We start from the raw sequence: 20,798 nt of genomic DNA, 5'->3' as shown, positions 1-20,798 counted from the left end.
ATACGGACTCCGATTAAATCCTGTAGGCTGTACAGATCAAAAAATTCTTCTCTTCCATCCAACTCCAGCACTCTGCTGACGACTTCTGGAGCATTTTCCGTGCCAGTACTTGCGCCGTCGAGCGGCGTAGAGCGCAATTCTTCGCTTTCCTCGCTGAGGGCAAAACGGAAACTGAACTTTTGGAATTGACCAAGTACTCAGTGTCTGGGGCGCGTAACATTTTGCAGCGGTATCACACCCTCGGCCTGGACGGTTTAGGGGATGGTCGGGCGCACAATCAGGGCGCACCTACGGTCCTGAGTCCAGATGAACAGCAAGCTGTTGCTGTTCATCTGCGACAAGATTTTGACCAAGGCATCGTCTGGGATGGCAAAATGCTCCAGCAATGGATTCGAGAACAGTTCGGCAAAGAGGTCTACCTCAGCCGAACCTATGAATTCATGCGTCTGGCTGGATTTTCGCCACAACGGCCTCGTCCCCGGCACGTCGGAGGCGACGAAGCAGCCAAAGAAGCGTTCAAATCAAAGTCCTGACGGAGCGGCTTCGCGCAGCGGAGCGGCTCCATCCACATGTCTCACTCTGGGCGATGGACGAGCATCGGATCGGCTTACAACCCATCACCCGGCCCGTCTGGACACCGACTGGTCAACCGGCCATCCGGCCCGTTCAGCCCCGTTACGAGTGGCTTTATCTCTACGCCTTCGTCTGTCCTGAAACTGGAGCCAGCCAGTTCTGGTTGATTCCAGAGGTGACAAAACGGGCCTATCAACTCGTCATTGCTGCCTTTGCCACCAGTCTTGGCGCTGGTCCCCATCATCATGTGCTACTCGTTGAAGATGGCGCGGGCTTCCATGTCCCTCCTGCGGAGGGACATCCTCCCGGCATCGAAACCATCACGCTTCCTCCCTATGCTCCAGAGTTGCAACCTGTGGAACGGGTCTGGAATTTGACCGATAAGCCGCTCACTAACTGCTGTTTTGACTCGTTGGATCACCTTCAAGACACGTTGGGTCAGCAGTGCGCTTGGCTTGAAACTCAACCTGACCTCATCACCCAGCACACCCTTTTCCACTGGTGGCCGCTCTGCATGAATTAATCGGAGTCCGTATAAGGTGTCCTGGTCAACGTGTTTTGGTCACCTTGCTCAGCAGCGGCGGCGCGTCAGGGTTCAGGCCGCGTCCCAGCGCCAGATGTGCGGCGAACAGGTAAAAGGCCAGGGCGCTGGGCACCGTGTCGGTCAGGGCGTGCCCCGTCGTGGGGGTCTGCAAGGTGCTGCCTGCCGCTGGCCCCAGCGTCCGCAGGTCCGCCCCACCCGCGCGCAGATCGGCGTAGGCGGCTTCCGTGGCAGGCCACGCGGCGTCGGCAGAGGTGAAGCCCAGCAGGGGCAGCCCCTCGGCCAGCAACCGCTTGGGACCGTGGCTGAACTCGGCGGCGCTGTAGGCCTCGGCGTGGATGCCACTGGTTTCCTTGAGCTTCAGGGCAGCCTCCTGCGCCACGCCGTAATGCAGCCCGCGTGCCAGAATCAGCAGGTTTTGCGCGAAGCTGTAGCGGGCGGCCAGGGCGTTGGCGGCGTCTTCCAGTTCCAGCGTGCGCCGCAGGGCGTCCGGCAGGCTGTTCAGCGCCTCTTTCAGCCTGCCGTCTGGACCCAGTTCCGCAATCACAGGCAGGAAGGCGGTCAGGCTGGCCAGATAGCTCTTGGTGGCCGCCACCGCCTGCTCCTCACCGCAGCGCAGCGGCAACACGAATTCGGCGGCCCCCGCCAGATCGCTGTCTTCCACGTTGACCAGGGCCACCGTCAGCGCCCCGCCCTCACGTGCCATACGGACATTTTCCACCACGTCCGGGCTGGCCCCGCTCTGCGACACGGCGATCACCAGTGCGCCGCGCAGGTCCAGCCGCGCGCCGTACAGCGTATGCACGCTTGGCCCCAGCGAGGCCACCGGCAGCGACAGTTCGGTTTCCAGCGCGTATTTCAGCACGGTGCAGGCGTGATCGCTGCTGCCGCGCGCGATGGTCACGGCGTAGGGCGGGCGGCGTTCGCGCAGCACCCCTGCCAGTGCCCCGGCGGCGTCTGCGTTCTCGCGGAGCTGCCGGGCGATCACGTCGGGCGTCTGGCGGGCTTCCTGAAGCATCAGCGGATCGGGATTGGGGGAAGAGGTCGTGCCGGATGCTGTCATGCCGCGTGCTGTCATGCTGGGTACTGTAGTCAATTTCTACCCAGCCTGTCGCGGCATGAGCAATCCCGACTGGCAGGGCGACCGGGCCAGTCGGGACTGTGCATGCTCGTCTTTCAGTTCAGCGTCTTGAGGTCCGCGCGGGTCACGGCGATGACCAGCAGACCACCCAGCGGATGGAAGATCGCCTCGCGGCCCGCGTAGCGCAGGGTCACGGCCTGCAATTCGTCGCCCAGCAGGTGCTGACCGATGACGCTGGCGGTGGCCACGAAATGCCGGGCGTACATCGGCAGGCGCTGTGCCGCGCCGGGCGCACCCGCGTCGCCGGAAGGCAGCACGATCTGACCCTGGGCGTCCACCACGATCAGGTCTTCCACGTCGCCCCGGCGGCGGTATTCGGCCACCAGCCGTTCCAGCTCGCTGGGGGCGGTCTGGGCTGCGGGTTGGGGTGGGGTGGGCTGTGGCTGAACAGCTTCGGCCTGGACGGGTTCAGTCTGGATAGGTTCGGTTTGAACGGGTTCGGCCTGAATTGGTTCGGGCGTGGCAACCTCGACGGGCGCGGCAGCGGCCTCGGCGGCGCGCAGCAGGCCCTCCACCATCGGGATCAGTTCGTCGGGGCTGAAGGGCTTACGCAACACGCCGTTTGCGCCGACCTCGCGGGCCTGCCGCCGGATATTGTCGTCGACATTGCCGCTCATCAGCACGATGGGCCGTCCGTCGAAGCGGGCGTCGCGGCGCAGTTCGGAACACAGGTCCAGACCGCTCATGCCCGGCATGATCACGTCGGCCATCATCAGGTCGAAGTGCGGATCGCCCGCCAGGGTTTCCAGGGCCTGCTCGGCGCTGATGGCGGAAAACGAATCCAGTGAGTGCCGCTTGAAGGTGATCTCCAGCGCCTTGCGGACGCTGATGCTGTCGTCAACGATAAAAATCTGGGGCATGGGGTTCCTTTGTGGGCTGTGGGGCGGGCAGGGGAGAGGAGGGAGGGAGGCTCAGCGCCGGGAGAAATCAGCGCTCACAGAAACCAGTGTGTAGAAAAGCAGGTGTTAAAAGAGTTCTCAGTGCAGTCGGGAGGCGGTCTCGTCGAGATCCACGGCGAGTTCCATCAGCAGGCGGTTGGTGGGGCCGGTCAGGTCAGCCTGAAGGCCCGGCGGCAGGGACGGGCAGTCGTAGAACCGGAACTGTCCGCCGCCCTGCTCGCTGTGGCGCAGCAGTTCCAGCACGGCGTCCCGGCCCGCACGGCCAGAGCATTCGGCGTAGGTCAGGCGGCCCGCGCTCATGGTCAGGTGACCGCTGCGGGACGCCTGTCCGGCGGCCCCCACCGTGATCAGCCAGTGGCCGTTGCACTCCAGCTCTGCCGCCCAGTTCAGGAATTCACTCAGGCTGAACGGTTCGAGCTGGCCCGAGAGCTGGGGCCGGGCATTGGCCCGCAGCGGCAGCGGGTACGCCGCGTCGTCCACGCCCAGCGCCTCCAGCGCCTCGGCCAGCACCTGCGGCCCCGCCGAGTTGGTGGGCAGGTCCGGCAGGTCGTGTTCGCCGTCTCCAATCAGATACAGGGGCAGCCTGCCGGTGTGGACGTCGTCTCTCAGGATGCTGCGAAACTCCAGGCCGCTCATGTCGGACATCACGGCGTCGCAGATGATCGCGTCCACCGGGGTCCGCTCCAGTTGGGTCAGGGCGTGCAGCGCGCCGTCCGCGTGGATTGCGGTGACCCCGGCCAGTTCGGCCAGATGCCCGTACATGGCCGCGCGTGAGGGGTCGTTGAGAACCGTCAGGACCGAGCGCCCGGTCTGAAAGGCGGTCATGCGCTCACCCCGGCAGCGGCACCCTCGGCCTGGGCCAGAACGCTGCCGATGCGGCGCAGCAGCAGCGCCTCGCCCACCGGTTTGGTGAAGTAGTCGTTCGCGCCCAGTTGCAGGGCCAGCCGCTGGTGCTTTTCCCCGGCGCGGGTGGTCATGATCATCAGGGGCAGCGCGGCGGTGGCGGGGCGGGCGCGCACAGCGGACAGCAGCTCGTAGCCGTTCATGCGCGGCATTTCCAGATCGCTGACCACCGCGCCGAAATCGGGATCGAGTTGCAGCAGGTCCAGCGCTTCCTGGCCGTCGTTGGCGGTGGTTACCGCGTAGCCGCCGCTTTCCAGCATGCGGCCCACCAGACGGCGCACGCTCAGCGAGTCGTCCACCAGCAGGATGCGGGTGCGTTTCGCCGCCGCGCCGCTGCCGTCCGTGGCTTGCAGGAAGTCCTGCGGGCGGCGGGCCAGACGCCCCAGGCCCGAGGGATCGAGGACCGGAAAGGCATTGCCGGAGGCCGATACCGCCGTGCCGGACAGGTATTCCAGCCCGCTGAGCAGCCCGCCCAGCGGCGTCACGCTGACTTCCTCGATCTGACCGAAGTCGTCCACCCGCGCGGCCAGTTCCCCGGTGGGGGTGGCCAGCACCACCAGCCGGAAGGTGTCCTCATGTTCGCCGCCCTGCGACTGGCCCCAGATCGCGCGCAGGTCGATGATCGGTGCGGAGCGGCCCTCGAAGGACAGTTCCGGGCCGGTCTCGCCGTGCTGGACCTCGCCCGCACGGATTTCACGCAGGGCGCGCACGGTGCCCACCGCGAAGCCCAACTCGCGCCCGGCCACCTGCACCGGCAGCACGTCGATCACGCGGCGCGTGACTGGCAGGCGCAACGTGAACTTGGTGCCCTCGCCGCGCCGGGTGCTGATCAGCAGTTCGCCGCCCAGTTGCCGCGCGGCGGTGGCCACCACGTCCATGCCCACGCCGCGCCCGGCCACCGTGCTGACGGCGGAAGCGGTGGACAGACCCGGCAGCAGGATCAGCCGCGCCCGGTCCTCATCCGACATGCCGCCGAGTTCCTGCACAGAACGAAGCCCCTTTTCCAGCGCGCGGTTGCCGACGGCTTCCAGGTCCAGGCCCTGGCCGTCGTCCTGCACGCTGACTTCCAGAAAGTTCTGATGCTCGGCGGCGCGCAGCCAGACCCGTCCGCGCGCGGGCTTTCCGGCCTCTGCCCGCGACTCGGCAGTGCCGACGCCGTGGTGAAGCGCGTTGGTCATCAGGTGCATCAGCGGCTCGCTCAGGCGTTGCAGCACGGCGCTGTCCACCCGCACGTCCTCGCCCTCGCTGATGAACTCGAACCGGGCCTCGTGGTCGCGCGCCCAGCGCCGCAGCCGGAAGGCGGCCTGCGAGAAGGCCACCCGGCTGGTCTGGGTCAGGTCCAACCGGAGGTGACGCAGCAGCTTGCCCAGCAGTTCGTTGTCGCCCTGGAGGTCTCCCACGTTGTCCGACAGGCGGCGGCGCACTTCCGCGAAGTCGGCGCTCAGCTCGGTGATGCTTCTCGCCAGGATGTTCAGGTCGTTGTAGGTGTCGAATTCCAGTTCGTCGAACTGCTGGGCCGGGTTGGCGGCGAAGGGGTTGGCGCTGCCCGCGCCGTCCTCGCCTCTGGGAGAGGTCCGGTCCGGTGTGGCGCGGACCATGTCGGGGTTCAGGTGGCGTTCCTCGAAATCGCGCACGGTGCGCTGGAAGCGGGCCTGCGAGTCCTGCATGGCGCTCTGGAGGTTGTCCAGCCGTCCCAGCGTCTGCCCCAGCCGCGAGCGCACGGTGACCAGTTCGCCCATCTGTTCCAGCAGCGATTCGATCTGCCGGGCCGGAATGCGGATCGAGGCCGTTTCCTGGTTGATGGCCGGGGCCACGTCCTGGGCAGGTGCGCTGGCCTGAGGTGTGGGTATTTGGACCGCAGAGGTCGACAGAACCACAGCAGCGGGCGTGTGCCCACCGGCCAGCGCGGCCATGCGGGCGCTGAGGCCCGCCAGATGCGCGTCCAGGCCACCTGCGCCGCCGCCGCCCTCGGCCACGTCCAGAATGCGGTCCATGCCGCTCAGCGCGGCTTCCAGCACCTCGCGCGCGCCGCCGTCCAGCCGCAGCACACCGTCACGCACGCCGCCCAGCAGGTCTTCCATGCCGTGGGCAAAGTCGCCCAGACCGGGCAGGCCCACCATGTACGAGCTGCCCTTGACGGTGTGGGCGGCGCGGAACATCACGTCCAGATCGGGGCCGTGTTCAGCAGACGCACCTTCTAATTCGGCGCGCAGGCCGCCCAGATGTTCGCGCACTTCGGGGGCGAAGTAGGACCAGATCTCGGCGTTCTCGCGCCAGAACTGCCGCAGCTCCTGCTCCAGGTTCGAAACGGCGTGCCCGTCCGCTGGAATCGCGTCCAGCGCAGCGGTTTCGTCGTCGGTGACCATCCGGCGCGGGTCCTCAATGGGCCGGGGTTTGAAGGCTTCCGGGTGGCTGCGCAGCAGGGCCAGCAACTGCACTGCGCCGCCGCCGCGCGCGAAGACCAGTCCCAGGTCGGTCTCGCGCTCGCCTCCCACAATGCGCTCCAGCCCTTGACGCAGCAGGGACTGGGCGTGCGTCATCAGTGCCAGATAATCGGTGCGGGCTTCCCCGCTCAGCAGGGGCCGGGCTTCCAGCATGCGCTCGGCCAGCCCCGCCATCTTGGACAGTTGCATGAAGCCGTACAGCCCTGCGCTGCCGCGCAGTCGGTGGGCCAGCACGCCCAGCTCGGCCAGATGCGCCGTGTCGTCCGGTCCCGCCAGGCCCGCGCTCAGCCCGGCCAGCCCGGCGTCCATGCGGCCCAGCACTTCGCCGGCTTCCTGCAAAAAGCTGCTGAGCAGATCGCTGTTCTCGCCCCGCTGTTCACTGGTGTCCATCCCTGTGTTCTCCGACATTCTCAATCCCCCCCTCATTCTCAGATTCCCCTGCGTTTCCAGATCACCGTGTGTTACCAGACCACGCTGTGTTTCCAGACCACTCAGGACGGCAGCCGGAAGCGGGTCAGGCTGGCGCTGAGGTTCTGGGCCAGGGTCTGAAGCTGCTCGGCGGCGGCGCGGCCCTGGGTCACGGAGTCCTGCGAGTCGCGGGCGACGGCGGCGATCTGCTCCACCGCGCTGCCCATGTCTTCCACACCCTGCACCTGTGCCCGCTGCGACGCGGCGATGGTCTCGGCCAGCTCGGCGGACTGCTGGGTCAGCGCGCCGATTTCACGCAGACGTTCCCCGGCGGTCCCGGCGACGCGGTAGCCCTGCTCCACCTCGCGGGTGCCGTCTTCCACACTCACGATCACGTCCTGAATCTCTGCCTGCACGTTCTTGATCAGGCTGGCGATGCGCGCCGTGGCCTGCCCGGAGGTGTCGGCCAGCTTACGCACCTCGTCTGCCACGATGCTGAAGCGTCCGCCCGCTTCCCCTGCGCCCGCCGCCTCGATGCTGGCGTTCAGGGCCAGCAGGTTGGTCTGCCGGGCGATCTGCGAGATGGTGTCCACGATTTCCTGAATTTCGAGGGAGCGGTCGCCCAGGCCCTTGATGCGCTTGGCGACGCCCTGCACCTCGCGGCGGATGTTCTGCATGCCGTCCAGCGTGCCGGTCACGGCTTCCTGGCCCTGCTGCGAGGCCAGCAGCGCGGCGCGGGCCGTCTCGGCAGAGTTCTGCGCCTGCTGCGCCACCTCACGGATGGCGGCGGTCATGGCCTGCACCTGCACGGCCACGCGGGCGGCCTCGGCGGCGGTGAGCTGCGTGCCCTGGCCGATCTGATCGGTGGACAGCATCAGCGCCTGCGATCCGCCCGTCACCGAGGTCGAGGCGCGCTGCACGTCGCCCAGCACGTCGGCCAGCTCGGCGGTCATCAGGTTGATCGAGTCCACCACGTTGCCCAGCACGTCCTCGGTCACAGTGCCGCGCCGGGTCAGGTCACCTTCTGCAATGTCCATGGTCACGTCCAGAAATTCGGAGATGTGGCCCTGCAACTTGATGGACTCCAGCCGCTCATTCTCGCCGCGCTCGGCGTTGGCGCGCATCTCGCTGGCGGCCAGGTTGAAGGTGTTGCCCAGTTTGCCCAGCTCGTCGCGGGTGTTGACTGCCACCTGCACGTCCAGCTCGCCTTTAGACAGTCGGCCTGCGGCCTCGGTCAGGCGGGCCAGCGGGCGGGTGATCGACAGCGCGATCACGAAGAGCAGCGTGAACATCAGCAGCGCGCCCATGATCAGCAGCGCGATCAGGTTGCCCACCTCGCCGGTGCGCCGGGCCTCCTTGGCCGCCAGAACGGTGCCCAGGCTCTCGATGCTGTCATTCAGTCCGCCGAACAGTCCCGTGGCGAAGGCCGGGACCAGCGCCGTGAGCTGATCGGGCGTCATGCCGACGCGCTGCGGAAACAGCAGGTTGCTGTTGACGGCCCCGAAAATCCGGTCTGAACTTTCCTTGAGGCTGGCCTGCGCCGCCTGGAGGCTGTCGTTCATCGCGCTGTCCATGTTCTCGGCGCTCTGCCCACTCAGCGCGCGGTCATATCCGGCCAGGATGTTGTCGTTGGCGGTCTTGGCGATGTCGTAGCGGAGCTGCGCCTCGGTGCGGACGGTGGCGCTGATTTCACTCCCCGGTTTTCCGGCCTGCTTGAGCAGCGGAATGGTGCCCGAGGCGATGGCCCCGGAGGTCGGCATGTTCTGCGGCATGATGCTGGTGACCAGATCGACCAGGGCAGCCTCGGCCCGGTTGTCGGTCTGCTTCATGCCGCTCTGGTTGGCGATGTCTGCGAAATACGGCGTAATGACGTTTTGCAGCAGTCCGCTGTAGGCCTGCTGCACATCTGCGGCGCTGGCGCTGCCCGCATCCACCCGCCGGTTCAGCGCGCCCAATGTCTCGCGCATCTGGCTGATCTCGCCCACCAGTTCCACGTAGTCGTTCTCGTTCATCAGGGCTTCGAGTTTGTCCAGCGCCGCTGTCATGTCCGCGCGCTGCTTGGCGTTGGTGGCCTTGGCCCCCGCCGCTCCGCCCAGCACGTTGACCGAGGACAGACGCAGCAACTGGGCGTTTTGCAGGATGCTGGTGAGGGGAATCAGCATTTCCTGCCCGGCCCGCTGCTCACGCGCCTGAACGGCACCCGCGTTGACCTGGCTGATCTGGATGCCCAGCACCACCGCGAAGGGCAGGCCCAGCAGCAGTCCGGCGGTCGCCAGCTTCAGGCCCACTGGCATGCGGCCCAGCAGCCCGGATTTCACTTTGTCTGTTTGGCGCACCGGGCGTGCGGCTTTTGCTGCGCTGTTGACAGGGACGGGGGCAATCAGGCTGGGATCAAGACGGGCGTTCTGTGACATGTGGGGTCTCCTGGTGGTCTGGTGCAGCTCACTGTGGGCTGGAAGGCGGTGGTCAGGGCCGGGAAGGCCGGGAAAGAAATGGGGAGGGGGCCAGAAAATCAGCCCGGCAGGCGGAAGCGGGTCAGGCTGCTGTTCAGGCGCTGGGCGAGTTCCTGGAGCTGCTCGGCCACCTCGCGGCCCGTCTCGGCGGAGCGTTGCGAGGCCCTGGCGACGTCGGCGATCTGGGTGACCGCGCTGCTCATGCCCTGCACGTCCCGCAACTGATCGCGCGCGGCGTCCGAGATGTTGGTGGCGAAATGCGCCGTGACCCCGGCCAGCTCGGCCATCTCACGCAGGGCCTCACCGGCCTGTCCGGCTACCACGTAGCCCTGCTCGACCTGTTCACTGTTGATCTGCATGTTCTGGGCCACGCCGCGCACGTCGCTCTGGACCTCGGCGATCAGGCTGGCCATGCTGGCGGCGGCGGTGGTGGACAGGTCTGCGAGTTCGCGGATTTCCTCGGCCACCACGGAAAAGCGTTTGCCGCCCTCGCCTGCGCCCGCCGCCTCGATGCTGGCGTGCAGGGACAGCAGGTTGACCTGACTGGCGATGTGGCCGATCGAGTCCACGATTTCCCCGATCTGCCTGGAGCGCTGGGTCAGCGACTGCACCCGCACGGACACGTCCTGCGAGGACTCGCGGATGGCCTGCATGCCCTTCAGGGTGCTGCTCACGGCCTCTTGACCCGTCTGCGAGGCGCTCAGGGCGCGCTGCGCCGAATCGGCGGACGCCTGCGCGATGGCCGACATCTGTCGGATGGCCACCGTCATATCGCTGGCCTGCTGGGTCACGCGCCCGGTTTCCTCGGTGGTGATCAGCGTCCCTGCACGGATCTGCTCGGTGGAGTCCAGCATGGCCTGTGAGCCGCCCGTCACTGAGGCGGAGGCGCGCTGCACGTCGCCCAGCACGTCCGCCAGTTCCTCGGTCATCAGGTTGATCGAATCCACCACGTTGCCCAGCACGTCATCGGAAACCCTGCCGCGCCGGGTCAGGTCGCCGCCCGCGATGTCCATGGTCACGTCCAGAAACTCCGCGACGTTGGCCTGGAGGCGCTGGGCGTCCTGACGCTCGGTCTCGGTCCGCTCCTGGTTGACGCGCAGTTTGGCCGTCGCGGCGTTGAAAGCCTGGCCCACCACGCCCAGCTCGTCGCGGGTGGTCACGGGCACCGACACGCCCAGATCGCCCTGCTCCAGCGCGCGGGCCGATTCGGCCAGGCGGCGCAGGGGGCTGGTGATGGCGCGGGCCACGGCCAGCAGCAGCAGCCCGGCCAGCAGCGTGATCAGGCCGACGGCCAGCAGCTTCTGGATCAGGGCGCGGCGCTCCAGCGATTCGCGGGTGGCCAGCAGACGCTCCACTTCCTGGTTGCCGCTCTTGATGGCCTTGGCCACCTGGGCGACTGCCGAGTCCAGCGCCGTCAGGTTGGCGCGGCCCTCCACCGCGTTGCTCAGGTCCACACTTGCGGCGGTGGCGATGGTCTGCCGCAGGGTTTCGAGATTTCGGGTGGTGTCCCCCAGGGTGCGGACCAGACTCTCGTCCAGGGCCTCGGCGCGCTTGACCGCCGCGAAGGCGTCGTCCAGGGCGACACCCGCGCGGGTGGCCTCGTTGCGGTACAGCGGTGCCAGCACGTCCACCAGTTCCGGCTGACCCTTGACGAGTTCCAGCGACTGCGCCAGGGCTGCCAGACTGCTCAGACGCGCCAGAACCCTGGGCAGGGTGATCAGGGCGGTCTGGGTGGAGTAGTTGGAAACCTGGCTGGAATCGAGGGCCAGCGTGGATTCTTCCAGCACGGCCTCCAGGGTGGGCAGCACCTGCTCCAGATTGAACTGCTGATAGGTAATGGCCCGGAAAAGGCCGCCCTGATCGGAACGGCTCTGTTGCAAGACCTTCCACTGGCCGGCCAGCCGTTCGGTGGCTGCCTGACTGGCGCTCAGGCCCTGGGTGGTCATCGCGGTCTGCAAAGCCTGCAAGGTCTGGTCGACGTTCTGGGCGGCCACCTTGGCCGTGGAGCCGTAGCCCAGCGTCTGGGCACGCACGTACTCGGACACCGAGTTCTGAACCTGAACGTAAGGATCGATCAGGCTGCTTCCTGCCAGCTTAAGCTCGATAGAGCGGATGTCCTGCTGGTGACCACTGACGGTCAGCGACAGCAGGACCGTGATCGGCAGCGCGAACAGGCCAGCCGTGAGGGCCAGTTTCTGACCCACCCCGATGCGGCCCAGCAGACTGCTGCGGGTGGTTTTGGAATCTCTCTCGACTTTGGTGGACGTGCGGTGTCCCTTGGTGATCAGGCTGGGGTCCAGGCGGGCGTTTTGCGACATTGGATGACTCCTTGAACTTCTGAACGGGCTGTGGGCTGCGCTTCGGGGCAGGGCTAGACGGTCTGGAGGCGTCCGGCGATGGCAGCGGTCAGTGCGCCCAGGCCCAGCAGCGCCGCGTGGTGGTCACCCAGTTGGGCCTCTTGCAGCAGCGTCTGTGCAGCGGGCACCTCGGCGCTCACGTTGCCGATGACCTCGTCGATGGGCAGCAGCAGACTCTCGCCCGCGTGTTCGCACAGCAGACCCAGACGGGTGCCGTCCGGCTGCGGGGCCGCCCCGGTCATGCCGCCCAGCAGGTGGCCCAGCAGCGTGGGCAGGTTGACCACCGGCACGGCCCGTCCCTGCGCGCCCATCAGCCCCAGCAGGCTGCCGCCGCACGCCGGAAGCGGCGAGAGCTGGCCCAGCGGCATGACCTGCCGCGCCTGCCGGGTGGGCAGCGCCAGCAGGCGTGCGCCGCTGCGGAACAGCAGGTAGGTTTCGGTAGTCGGGAGCGCAGCGGAAGTTGCAGCGGAAGTCACGGCGTCGGAAGTCATGGCGTTCAGACGTGCCGGGCGATCAGGCTCAGGAGCTGTTCGGGGGTGTACGGCTTGATCAGGTAATCGACTGCGCCCTGCCGCATGCCCCACTTCACGTCCGTTTCGGCACCCTTGCTGCTCACGAAGACCACTTTCATGCCCTCGGCGGCGGGCAGTTTCTTCAGGGCGCGCAGGGTCTCGTAGCCGTTGCGTTCGGGCATCACCACGTCCAGCAGCGCCAGTTGGGGACGTTCGGCTTCCACGGCGGCCTCGACCCCCTTGGAGTCGGTCAGGGTGACGCAGTCGTGCGCGGTGCCCTTGAGGGCCTCGGTCATGAAACGGATATCGGAGGGGGAGTCGTCGACGATCAGGATTTTTGCCATGTGGTGACCTTCCTTTATGGGCCGCAGTGCGGCCTCGGTGCGCGGGGTTGCCCATGAGCGGGTCTGGTGTGGTTGAGTGGTCCAAACGATGAGAAACATGTTCTGTTCCGGCTTGACATTTCACCCATTGCCGCCAACGATATGCAGCCCCCCTACACAGAATCCTTACAGTCGACTCATCTGAAAGAGCTGTCGGGGCCGGTATGAATTACCTCACACCAATCTCGTGGCCTGTGAATATTTAATCTTTCCTGCGGGCTATGCCGGTCGTCATCCATCAGTGTCCCCTGACGTTCACAATTGACGCACACGTAAACTCTGGCCTATGCTTGTGGCGTCCGCAGTTCCGTCCAATCTGTCCTGATCCCCCCCCATTCCCGGAGGTAGAAAGTGGCCCTGAAAACGTTGTTTGACCTGAGTGGCAAGACCGCCCTGATTACCGGAGGCTCGCGCGGCCTGGGCCTGCAAATTGCCGAGGCGCTGGGCGAGTACGGCGCAACCGTGGTCCTGACCGCCCGTAAACAGAACGAGCTGGACGAGGCCAAAACCCACCTGGAAGGCATGGGGATCAAGGCGCACGTCTATGCCAGCGATCTGGGCAGTTTTGAGAGCATTGACCCCACCGTGGAAAAAATTGTTGCCGAAGTCGGGAACATAGACATTCTGATCAACAATGCCGGGGCGACCTGGGGCGCTCCTACCGCCGAACACCCGCTGGACGCGTGGCTCAAGGTGATGAACGTCAATGTCAACGGCACCTTTTTAATCACCCAGAGCGTGCTGAACCGCTGCATGTTGCCGGCGGGCGGCGGGCGCATCGTGAATGTCGCCAGCGTGGCGGGGTTGCAGGGCAACGATCCGCGCATGGCTGCCACGCTGGCCTACAACACGTCCAAGGGCGCGCTTGTCAACTTCACCCGCGCGCTGGCTGCCGAGATGGCCGACAAGGGCGTAACGGTCAACAGCATCTGCCCCGGCTACTTTCCCACCAAGATGACCAAGGGCACGCTGGCCTACGGCGAGCAGGCCATTCTGGAATCCACGCCCATGCACCGGTTGGGGGGCGCGGAAGACCTCAAGGGGCTGGCCCTGCTGCTGTCCAGCGACGCCAGCGGCTTCATGACCGGCCAGAACATCGCGGTGGACGGCGGGGCCACCGTCGTATGAAGCCCGGCGAGCTGGCCTCGCACGTCGGAAAGGAAGTGGCGCTGTCCGAATGGATTCTGGTGGACCAGGCGCGCATTGACGCGTTCGCTAAGGCCACCGGGGACCATCAGTTCATTCATGTGGACCCGGAGAAAGCCGCTGCCGGGCCGTTCGGCACCACCATCGCCCACGGTTTCCTGACCCTCTCGCTGCTGGCCGGGGAATTTATGACGCACGGCGGCGCTGTCGAGATCGAGGGCGCGCAGATGACCGTGAATTATGGCCTCAACCGGGTGCGCTTCGTCTCGCCTGTCAAGGTGAATAGCCGCCTGCGCAACCGCGCCGTGCTGCAAAGCGCGGATCAGGGTGCGGGCTACATGCAGATCACGGTGCTGAACACCATTGAAATCGAAGGCGAGCAGAGGCCAGCCGCGACGGCGGAAAGCGTGTTCCGGGTCTATCTGTGACCCAGCCCCTCCAGCCGGGAAGCACCGTCTACCTGCTGGAGAAGGGTGGCGAACTGCTAGCCCGGATGCCCTTGCGTGAGATGGAGATGTTTGCCATCCATTGCGGCTTTGAGCCGACGCCTGCCTTTGAACCCTACCGTGCCTTATTTGACGAGGATGCCGCCGCCACAGACCGACTGGCCGAGGACGACTCACCCGAAGTGATGCAACAGGCTGAAGCTGTTTTGGACCGCATCCTCGCGCTGAATCTGCTTATTCGCCGTGAGGGCGGTGGCGTTCACCGTCAGGCTCTGATCGGCATTGAAGGCAACCAGGCCAGTTTTCGCCCCCTCGACATTCAGGAGGAACCCCTATGACCGTATTCGACGTGACTGACCGCTCCCGTGACCTGCGCCAGCGCCTGCTGGCCTTCATGGACGAACACATCTACCCCAACGATGCCGAGGCTGCCCGCCAGGTCAACGAGGGCAACCGCTGGGAACACCTGCCGCTGATCGACGAGCTGAAGCCCAAAGCGCGTGAGGCCGGACTGTGGAACCTGTTTCTGCCGACGGCCAGCGACCCGGACGGCACCTTTGGCCCCGGCCTGAGCAACCTGGAATACGCCCCGCTGTGCGAGGTCATGGGCCGGGTGTGGTGGGCACCGGAGGTCTTCAACTGCGCCGCGCCCGACACCGGCAACATGGAAGTGCTGGCCCGCTACGGCACGCCCGAGCAGCAGGAACAGTGGCTGATCCCTCTGCTGAACGGCGAGATTCGCAGCGCCTTTTCCATGACCGAGCCGGACGTGGCGAGCAGCGACGCCACCAACATCGAATCCAGCATCACGCGTGACGGCGACGATTACGTCATCAACGGCGAGAAATGGTGGACCTCGGGGGCGGGCGATCCCCGCTGCGCCATCAGCATCTTCATGGGCAAGACGGACCCGAACGCCGAACGTCACCTCCAGCAGAGCATGATCCTGGTGCCGATGGACGCGCCCGGCGTAACCAAGGAGCGCATGTTGACCGTCTTCGGCTACGACGACGCGCCGCACGGCCACGCGCAGATGACCTTCAAGGACGTGCGTGTGCCTGCCTCTGCCATGCTGCTGGGCGAGGGCCGGGGCTTTGAAATCGCGCAGGGTCGCCTGGGGCCGGGCCGCATCCACCACTGCATGCGCCTGATCGGGCAGGCCGAGCGGGCGCTGGAATTGATGGTGGCGCGGGCCGCGAGTCGCGTGGCTTTCGGTAAGCCGCTCTCGGCGCACCAGCATGTGCGGGAGCTGATCGCGCAGAGCCGCATGGAAATCGATCAGGCCCGCCTGCTGACCATGAACGCCGCGCACATGATGGACACCGTGGGCAACAAGGAAGCGCGCGGGCAGATCGCGGCCATCAAGGTGGTTGCGCCCAACATGGCGCTGGCCGTCATCGACCGCGCTATTCAGGTCTTCGGCGGCGCGGGCGTCAGCCAGGACACCCCGCTGGCAATGATGTATGCCCAGGCCCGCACCCTGCGCTTGGCTGACGGCCCCGACATCGTGCATATCGGCACCGTGGCGAAGGAAGAGATGCGCCGTCAGGGCGAGGCGGCACGCGGGCGCGAGAGCGTTTTCTCGGCAGCGAAATAAGGTAGGCTACGGTGGTAAGGAGGTGGGTAAGGAATGACCGTTAAAGACGTCAGACCCACGGACGAGCAAAAAATCTCCGCCACCATGACCAGCAAGGGGCAGGTGACCGTGCCCAAGGCGGTGCGTGACCGGTTGGGGTTGGAGGCGGGCAAGAAGCTCGACTTCATCCTGCGCGACGGCGAGGTGCTGCTGCGCCCCCAGCGTCCGCGCCGCCGCAGCTTTTTCGAGGCCATCGGCACCCTGACCCCGCCAGACGGCATGACTGCCGAGGAGTACGTGGCCGACATGCGCTATGACCCTGGAGACCGCGAAATCCTGCACAGCATGGGAACGGGCAAGCAGGACGTCACGTATATTGAAGACTTCCTGACCCTCAAATGACCAGCCCTCCAATCATGATCTGCCTGGATACCAACGCCATCCTCGCTCTGCGGTTTCAGGAGGATAGCGCCGAGGCTGTGGCCCGCTTCCTGGACAGCGTGCCTCAGATGGTGGTGTGCGGCCCAGTCGTGGCTGAGCTGATGCCACGCGATCCACAGGCCGAGGAATGGCTGAGCGAGACGGGAATTGGTGTGGATTGGACGCTGGGCCGGGCGGTGTGGCGCAAGGTGGGAGAGCTGCACCGTGAATATGCAGCCCGTCGTCGCCGTTCGGGTGGAGGAATGCCCCGCCGCATCCTAACCGATTACCTGATCGGCGCACATGCCGAGATCAGTGGCCTGCCCCTGTTTACGCTGAATCCAAGCGATTACGTCCCATTCAATGATCTGAAAATTCTGACACTCAGAAAGGAGTAACCCCACATGGAACTTAAAAACAAAATAATCGTCGTCACCGGCTCCGCCTCGGGTATCGGCCTCGCCCTCGCCACCCGCTTCGTGCAGGAGGGCGCAACCGTCATCGCCTCGGACCGCAACGCGGAAGTCGGCGCGCAGAAGGCGCAGGATATCGGGTCGCGTTTCGTGGCCGCCGACGTGGGCCAGGAAGCGGATATCAAAGCCCTGATCGACGATGTGATGGGCAAGGAAGGTCAGATTGACCTGTTCTGCTCCAATGCCGGGATTGCTATCGGTGAAGGGCCGGAAACGCCCGATAAGACCTGGGACCTGATTCACCGCGTCAATGTGATGTCCCACGTCTGGGCGGCCCGCCACCTGCTGCCGCACATGCTGGAGCGGGGCGAGGGCTATCTGCTGAATACTGCCTCAGCGGCGGGTCTGCTGACCGAACTGCACTCCGCGCCCTACGCCGTGACCAAACACGCGGCGCTGGCCTTTGCCGAGTGGCTGGCGATCACCTACGGGGACCGGGGCATCAAGGTGGCCTGCCTGTGTCCCGAGGGCGTCTGGACCCCCATGATTCAGAACGCGCCGATCTTGCAGCAAACGGCAGTGACCACCGACGTGCTGGTGGAAGAAACCCTGAAGGTCTTGCAGGCCGACGGCTTCCTGATCACCACCCACGACACCACGCTCAAGTCCTTCCAGAACAAGGCGGGCAATTACGGCGAGTGGATCAGCAAGATGCGCCATCTCCGCAAGAAGGCAATGGCATTGCTGGGCGACAGCAACGCTTTCAAAGATGGTGAGGCCCCACGCACCGAGGGCCATCCTTGACCCGTCCAGAAACATCAGCGGTGCGACAGGGTGAGGAATTGCCGTTGGATACGCTGCGAAATGTGTTGCGCGGGAAAGTTGAGGGCGATCTGGACACATTGGAAGTCCAGCAATTTCCTGGCGGCTTTTCCAACCTGACCTATTTGCTGCGAATGGGCGAGCGAGAATACGTGCTGCGCCGCGCCCCGCTCGGCCCGGTGGCAAAGGGCGCGCACGACATGGCCCGTGAATTTCACCTGCTCGAAAAAATCCATCCCGCCTTCGCCGTCGCCCCCGAACCGCTGTTTCTGGTTGAAGATCTGGAGGTCATGGGTTCGCCCTTCTACCTGATGGAGCGGCGGCGCGGTCTGGTGGTGCGGACCCGGATGCCAGCGGAATACGCCGACATCTCGGACGCTCCCCGCCTGATGTCCGAGGCGGTGGCCGACACGCTGGCCGGGTTGCACGCCGTGGACATCGACGCGGCGGGCCTGCGCTCCATCGGCAAGCCGGAGGGCTTCAACGCCCGGCAGGTGGGCGGCTGGGCCGGACGCTGGCGGCGGGCACGGGAGTTGCTGAAAGATTCGGGAGATCTGCCACCGCCCGCCGAGTTGCGCGACGAACTGGTGATCGCGTGGCTGGAGGCGCACACCCCCGAGGAATCCGCGCACACCCTCGTCCACAACGATTTCAAGCTGGACAACCTGATGCTGGACCCGGCGGACCCCTCGCGCGTGGTGGCGCTGCTGGACTGGGAAATGACCACCGTGGGCGATCCGCTGGTGGACCTGGGCCTTACGCTCACATATTGGACCATGCCCGAACAGCCGGGCCGTGACGTGAACGAGATCGGGGCCAATTTTCCTGGCTTCCTGAGCCGCGAGGAATTCATCGCCCGCTACGCCCAGCAGTCTGCTCGTCACGTGACGAGCAACTCGGTTCGCTGGTACGAAGTGCTGGGGCATTTCAAACTGGCGGTGATCGTCATCCAGATTTTTGCCCGTTACCGCGCGGGCCAGACCAGTGATCCGCGCTTCGCCCCGCTGGCCGGGCAGGCCGAGTGGCTCATTCAGGAGGCGTGGCGCAGAATCTCGGCGGACTCGGTGGGGGATGGGGGAGAGGTCACCCCGCCCGATGAGTGAGCTGATCCTGATCCGTCATGGGCAGGCGACGCCGTTCGAGAAGGACACGGACCGTCTTTCTGAACTGGGTGAACAGCAGGCGCGTGCGGTGGGGCTGGCGCTGAGTGCCGAGGAGGCGCGGCCCACGCACGTCTTTCACGGCCCGCTGGTCCGGCAGCGCCGCACGGCGCAGATCGCGGCTGAAGCCGCCCATTTCGCTGATCCCGACGCCCCTCCGCCGTGGCCGGATGCCACCGAAGATTCCCGACTTGCTGAATACGACGGTGACGGCCTCATCCATACCCTTGCGCCACTGCTGGCCGCGCAGGACAAGGCATTCGCCTCTTCTGTCCGGCATTTCCGGGCACACGGGGAGACTCCAGACCGCAACCGTGCCTTCCAGCTCATGCTCGAGGAACTGGCCGGGGCGTGGCAGGCCGGAGCGGTGACCCATCCAGACATCGAGGGCTGGGCGGCCTTCCGCGCACGGGTTCATGCGTCCCTGACGGACTTGCTGCGCCTGCCTTCCGGCTCCACCGTGCTGGCCTTCACCAGCGGTGGTGTGATCGGCCTGATGGTGGCTTTGAGCCTGGACGCACCGGATGCCTCAGCCCTGAAACTGAACTGGCGCGTCCGCAACGGCAGCCTGACGCGCTTTACCTTCAGCAACAGCGGGTCTGGCGGGCGCATCAGCCTGGATTCTTTCAATGAAGTGGCCCACCTGCCGCCAGACCTCAGGAGCTGGCGGTAGGGCAGTTGTCATAAAAATAGTCTTTTTATGACCGAGCGGAGCAAGTGACTTTCACTGAGCAGGACGCAGAATGGAGTCGCCGGAAGTCTTTTGTTCCGGCGACGTAATTCGGAGAACTGCTCTAGGGCGGTTAATCCAACAGACGCATGAACGCCGTGAACGTTCCAATTGCGTGTGGATGGGCCTGGAACAGCACCTCCGGGTGCCACTGCACGCCGATCACGCCGTCACCTTCCACCGCTTCCACGATGCCGTCTGGGGCCAGCGCGGTGGCCCTCAGCGTGGGCGCAACCGTATCAATCGCCTGATGGTGCGAGGAATTGAGCATGGCCCTCTCGCCGTGGGTTCCGGCCAGCAGACTGCCAGGCGAGAACGTGACCTCATGGCCCAGCGTATCTGCATGGACGCGCTGGGCGTGGTCGATCCAGGCTCCCGGCACGTCCGGCAGATGCTGGTGCAGCGTGCCGCCCTCCAGCACGTTGATCATCTGGAGGCCCCGGCAGATGCCCAGTACGGGTTTTCCAAGTCGACGGGCCGCGCGGTACAGCGCCGTCTCGAAGGCGTCACGCGTTTCGTCCACCTCGCCCAGACCGCGCCGGGGGTGCTGTCCAAAATGCCGGGGATGCACGTCCACGCCGCCGCTCAGGAGTACGGCGTCCATTCGCGCGGCGTATTCTGCGGCCATTTCAGGCAGATTCGGCAGCAGGAAGGGCAGGCCGCCCACCGCCTCCACCGCTTCCGTGTAGCGCCGGGACAGGCCGCTGTGTGTGCGCGGCGCGGTGTCCGCGACATGCGAGGTGGTCAGGCCGATCAGGGGACGGGCGGGCATTCCCAGAGGATAGAGGCTGAGGCCGGGCGGGGGTGAGATGCCGTCCGGTTGACGCGTTCCCAGTCTGCGGGCTGGAGGTGTTCTGGCAAAAGGGCCCGGCGGATCACAATGGGCCGAATTCCGCTTTTGCTGCGCTGTTCAGGCGTATAGTCTGACTTCTCAAGCATTCCTCATATCGCCCCCGCACATCACCCCCGCCCTTCCGAAAGAACGCGTGACGAACTGGCACTCAAGGAGATCAAAATGAAAAAACTGCTCACGCTGGCCCTGGGCCTCTCGCTCGCCTCGGCCTCCGCCGCCCCGGTCACGTTGACCTACTGGCAATACGACTTTGCCAGCAAGGTCACCACCATGAATGAACTGATCAAGAAATTCGAGGCCGCCAACCCCGACATCAAGATCAAGCAGGAAACCTTCCCCTACGACGCTTACAGCCAGAAAGTCGCCTCCAGCGTTCCAGCCGGGCAGGGGCCGGACGTGGTCAACCTGTATTACGGCTGGCTTCCGCAGTACGTGGACGCCGGGTACCTGCAACCCCTTCCGACAAAGGACTTTCCAGTCGCCAAGATTGAGAGCGAGTTCGTGCCGATGGTGAAGACCAGCAAGATTGGCGGCAAGTATTACACGCTGCCCATCTCGGTGCGGACGCTGGCGGTTTTTTACAACAAAGACCTGTTCAAGGCCGCCCGCATCACACCG

Annotated in this window: 21 protein-coding genes; 12 read left to right on the top strand and 9 right to left on the bottom strand. The window is 65.5% G+C overall.

Translation table 11 applies throughout. The features are described 5' to 3' along the window. Positions 1-179: 179 nt before the first annotated feature. Both Q319_RS26365 and Q319_RS26360 read left to right on the top strand, forming a co-directional pair. Entirely contained in the window at positions 180-533 is a 354-nt protein-coding gene (locus Q319_RS26365) for a winged helix-turn-helix domain-containing protein (protein WP_162178657.1), read from the top strand. Next, positions 437-1,096, top strand: a complete 660-nt coding sequence (locus Q319_RS26360) for an IS630 family transposase (protein ID WP_156039347.1) — start codon at positions 437-439, stop codon at positions 1,094-1,096. The genes Q319_RS26365 and Q319_RS26360 overlap by 97 nt, the downstream gene beginning before the upstream one ends. Before the next feature lie 25 nt (positions 1,097-1,121). Here Q319_RS26360 and Q319_RS0116855 read toward each other — a convergent pair whose 3' ends face one another. From Q319_RS0116855 to Q319_RS0116820, 8 genes are all read right to left on the bottom strand, one after another. Then, positions 1,122-2,192, bottom strand: coding sequence for an SIS domain-containing protein (locus tag Q319_RS0116855; RefSeq protein WP_245619315.1), 1,071 nt, complete (start codon positions 2,190-2,192; stop codon positions 1,122-1,124). 98 nt (positions 2,193-2,290) lie between these two features. After that, the gene (locus Q319_RS25730; RefSeq protein WP_051655500.1) at positions 2,291-3,115 is read right to left on the bottom strand and encodes a response regulator; all 825 of its coding nucleotides are present in this window, start codon (positions 3,113-3,115) and stop codon (positions 2,291-2,293) included. 117 nt (positions 3,116-3,232) lie between these two features. Further along, entirely contained in the window at positions 3,233-3,979 is a 747-nt protein-coding gene (locus Q319_RS0116845) for a DUF4388 domain-containing protein (RefSeq protein ID WP_029483631.1), read from the bottom strand. Next, positions 3,976-6,891 carry a hybrid sensor histidine kinase/response regulator gene (locus tag Q319_RS0116840; protein WP_029483630.1) on the bottom strand — a complete coding sequence of 972 codons (2,916 nt, stop codon included), beginning with the start codon at positions 6,889-6,891 and terminating at the stop codon, positions 3,976-3,978. The genes Q319_RS0116845 and Q319_RS0116840 overlap by 4 nt, the downstream gene beginning before the upstream one ends. A 101-nt stretch (positions 6,892-6,992) precedes the next feature. Beyond that, positions 6,993-9,323, bottom strand: a complete 2,331-nt coding sequence (locus Q319_RS25725; RefSeq protein ID WP_051655499.1) for a methyl-accepting chemotaxis protein — start codon at positions 9,321-9,323, stop codon at positions 6,993-6,995. 98 nt (positions 9,324-9,421) lie between these two features. Then, positions 9,422-11,680 (bottom strand): methyl-accepting chemotaxis protein, encoded by a 2,259-nt coding sequence (locus Q319_RS25720; protein ID WP_051655498.1) that lies wholly within the window; start codon positions 11,678-11,680, stop codon positions 9,422-9,424. Positions 11,681-11,733: 53 nt separating this feature from the next. After that, entirely contained in the window at positions 11,734-12,210 is a 477-nt protein-coding gene (locus tag Q319_RS25715) for a chemotaxis protein CheW (RefSeq protein ID WP_051655497.1), read from the bottom strand. A gap of 5 nt (positions 12,211-12,215) precedes the next feature. Further along, positions 12,216-12,575 carry a response regulator gene (locus tag Q319_RS0116820; RefSeq protein ID WP_029483626.1) on the bottom strand — a complete coding sequence of 120 codons (360 nt, stop codon included), beginning with the start codon at positions 12,573-12,575 and terminating at the stop codon, positions 12,216-12,218. Between the two features lie 390 nt (positions 12,576-12,965). On the opposite strand from Q319_RS0116820, the gene Q319_RS0116815 reads away from it, so the two are divergent. From Q319_RS0116815 to Q319_RS0116775, 9 genes are read left to right on the top strand one after another with little or no spacing between them, the layout of a single operon-like run. Next, positions 12,966-13,742, top strand: coding sequence for an SDR family oxidoreductase (locus Q319_RS0116815; RefSeq protein WP_029483625.1), 777 nt, complete (start codon positions 12,966-12,968; stop codon positions 13,740-13,742). After that, positions 13,739-14,188, top strand: a complete 450-nt coding sequence (locus tag Q319_RS0116810; protein WP_029483624.1) for a MaoC family dehydratase — start codon at positions 13,739-13,741, stop codon at positions 14,186-14,188. Before Q319_RS0116815 ends, Q319_RS0116810 begins: the two co-directional genes overlap by 4 nt. Beyond that, positions 14,185-14,544 (top strand): hypothetical protein, encoded by a 360-nt coding sequence (locus Q319_RS0116805; protein WP_029483623.1) that lies wholly within the window; start codon positions 14,185-14,187, stop codon positions 14,542-14,544. Before Q319_RS0116810 ends, Q319_RS0116805 begins: the two co-directional genes overlap by 4 nt. Further along, complete coding sequence (locus Q319_RS0116800; protein WP_029483622.1) at positions 14,541-15,803, top strand: acyl-CoA dehydrogenase family protein; 1,263 nt, start codon at positions 14,541-14,543, stop codon at positions 15,801-15,803. Before Q319_RS0116805 ends, Q319_RS0116800 begins: the two co-directional genes overlap by 4 nt. Before the next feature lie 33 nt (positions 15,804-15,836). Next, a complete protein-coding gene (locus Q319_RS25710; protein ID WP_051655496.1) occupies positions 15,837-16,184 on the top strand; it encodes an AbrB/MazE/SpoVT family DNA-binding domain-containing protein in 348 nt (115 codons plus the stop codon). After that, the gene (locus tag Q319_RS25705) at positions 16,181-16,600 is read left to right on the top strand and encodes a type II toxin-antitoxin system VapC family toxin (protein ID WP_051655495.1); all 420 of its coding nucleotides are present in this window, start codon (positions 16,181-16,183) and stop codon (positions 16,598-16,600) included. The genes Q319_RS25710 and Q319_RS25705 overlap by 4 nt, the downstream gene beginning before the upstream one ends. 6 nt (positions 16,601-16,606) lie before the next feature. Further along, positions 16,607-17,419 (top strand): SDR family oxidoreductase, encoded by an 813-nt coding sequence (locus tag Q319_RS0116785; RefSeq protein ID WP_029483619.1) that lies wholly within the window; start codon positions 16,607-16,609, stop codon positions 17,417-17,419. Beyond that, positions 17,416-18,540: a phosphotransferase family protein gene (locus Q319_RS0116780; protein WP_029483618.1), complete on the top strand. Its 1,125-nt coding sequence runs from the start codon at positions 17,416-17,418 to the stop codon at positions 18,538-18,540. The genes Q319_RS0116785 and Q319_RS0116780 overlap by 4 nt, the downstream gene beginning before the upstream one ends. Further along, on the top strand, positions 18,533-19,270 hold the full coding sequence (locus Q319_RS0116775) for a histidine phosphatase family protein (RefSeq protein ID WP_029483617.1): 738 nt from the start codon (positions 18,533-18,535) through the stop codon (positions 19,268-19,270). Before Q319_RS0116780 ends, Q319_RS0116775 begins: the two co-directional genes overlap by 8 nt. Positions 19,271-19,400: 130 nt before the next feature. On the opposite strand, the gene Q319_RS0116770 is transcribed toward Q319_RS0116775, so the two are convergent. Further along, a complete protein-coding gene (locus tag Q319_RS0116770) occupies positions 19,401-20,099 on the bottom strand; it encodes a gamma-glutamyl-gamma-aminobutyrate hydrolase family protein (protein WP_029483616.1) in 699 nt (232 codons plus the stop codon). Between the two features lie 243 nt (positions 20,100-20,342). On the opposite strand from Q319_RS0116770, the gene Q319_RS0116765 reads away from it, so the two are divergent. Continuing rightward, the coding region (locus Q319_RS0116765) for an extracellular solute-binding protein (RefSeq protein WP_029483615.1) at positions 20,343-20,798 on the top strand (456 nt) is incomplete at its 3' end.

Source organism: Deinococcus marmoris DSM 12784, from assembly GCF_000701405.1.
In the GTDB taxonomy this organism is placed as follows: Bacteria; Deinococcota; Deinococci; order Deinococcales; family Deinococcaceae; genus Deinococcus; species Deinococcus marmoris.
The sequence above is the reverse complement of the archived record's forward strand: the minus strand, read 5'-3'. Positions and strand labels throughout refer to the sequence as shown.

What these genes read in the sequence shown, in the direction of transcription:
- Q319_RS0116855 (WP_245619315.1), bottom strand. Translation starts at nt 2,192, where the DNA reads ATGACAGCACGCGGCATGACAGCATCCGGCACGACCTCTTCCCCCAAT.
- Q319_RS25730 (WP_051655500.1), bottom strand. Translation starts at nt 3,115, where the DNA reads ATGCCCCAGATTTTTATCGTTGACGACAGCATCAGCGTCCGCAAGGCG.
- Q319_RS0116845 (WP_029483631.1), bottom strand. Translation starts at nt 3,979, where the DNA reads ATGACCGCCTTTCAGACCGGGCGCTCGGTCCTGACGGTTCTCAACGAC.
- Q319_RS0116840 (WP_029483630.1), bottom strand. Translation starts at nt 6,891, where the DNA reads ATGGACACCAGTGAACAGCGGGGCGAGAACAGCGATCTGCTCAGCAGC.
- Q319_RS25725 (WP_051655499.1), bottom strand. Translation starts at nt 9,323, where the DNA reads ATGTCACAGAACGCCCGTCTTGATCCCAGCCTGATTGCCCCCGTCCCT.
- Q319_RS25720 (WP_051655498.1), bottom strand. Translation starts at nt 11,680, where the DNA reads ATGTCGCAAAACGCCCGCCTGGACCCCAGCCTGATCACCAAGGGACAC.
- Q319_RS25715 (WP_051655497.1), bottom strand. Translation starts at nt 12,210, where the DNA reads ATGACTTCCGACGCCGTGACTTCCGCTGCAACTTCCGCTGCGCTCCCG.
- Q319_RS0116820 (WP_029483626.1), bottom strand. Translation starts at nt 12,575, where the DNA reads ATGGCAAAAATCCTGATCGTCGACGACTCCCCCTCCGATATCCGTTTC.
- Q319_RS0116810 (WP_029483624.1), top strand. Translation starts at nt 13,739, where the DNA reads ATGAAGCCCGGCGAGCTGGCCTCGCACGTCGGAAAGGAAGTGGCGCTG.
- Q319_RS0116800 (WP_029483622.1), top strand. Translation starts at nt 14,541, where the DNA reads ATGACCGTATTCGACGTGACTGACCGCTCCCGTGACCTGCGCCAGCGC.
- Q319_RS25710 (WP_051655496.1), top strand. Translation starts at nt 15,837, where the DNA reads ATGACCGTTAAAGACGTCAGACCCACGGACGAGCAAAAAATCTCCGCC.
- Q319_RS25705 (WP_051655495.1), top strand. Translation starts at nt 16,181, where the DNA reads ATGACCAGCCCTCCAATCATGATCTGCCTGGATACCAACGCCATCCTC.
- Q319_RS0116785 (WP_029483619.1), top strand. Translation starts at nt 16,607, where the DNA reads ATGGAACTTAAAAACAAAATAATCGTCGTCACCGGCTCCGCCTCGGGT.
- Q319_RS0116775 (WP_029483617.1), top strand. Translation starts at nt 18,533, where the DNA reads ATGAGTGAGCTGATCCTGATCCGTCATGGGCAGGCGACGCCGTTCGAG.
- Q319_RS0116770 (WP_029483616.1), bottom strand. Translation starts at nt 20,099, where the DNA reads ATGCCCGCCCGTCCCCTGATCGGCCTGACCACCTCGCATGTCGCGGAC.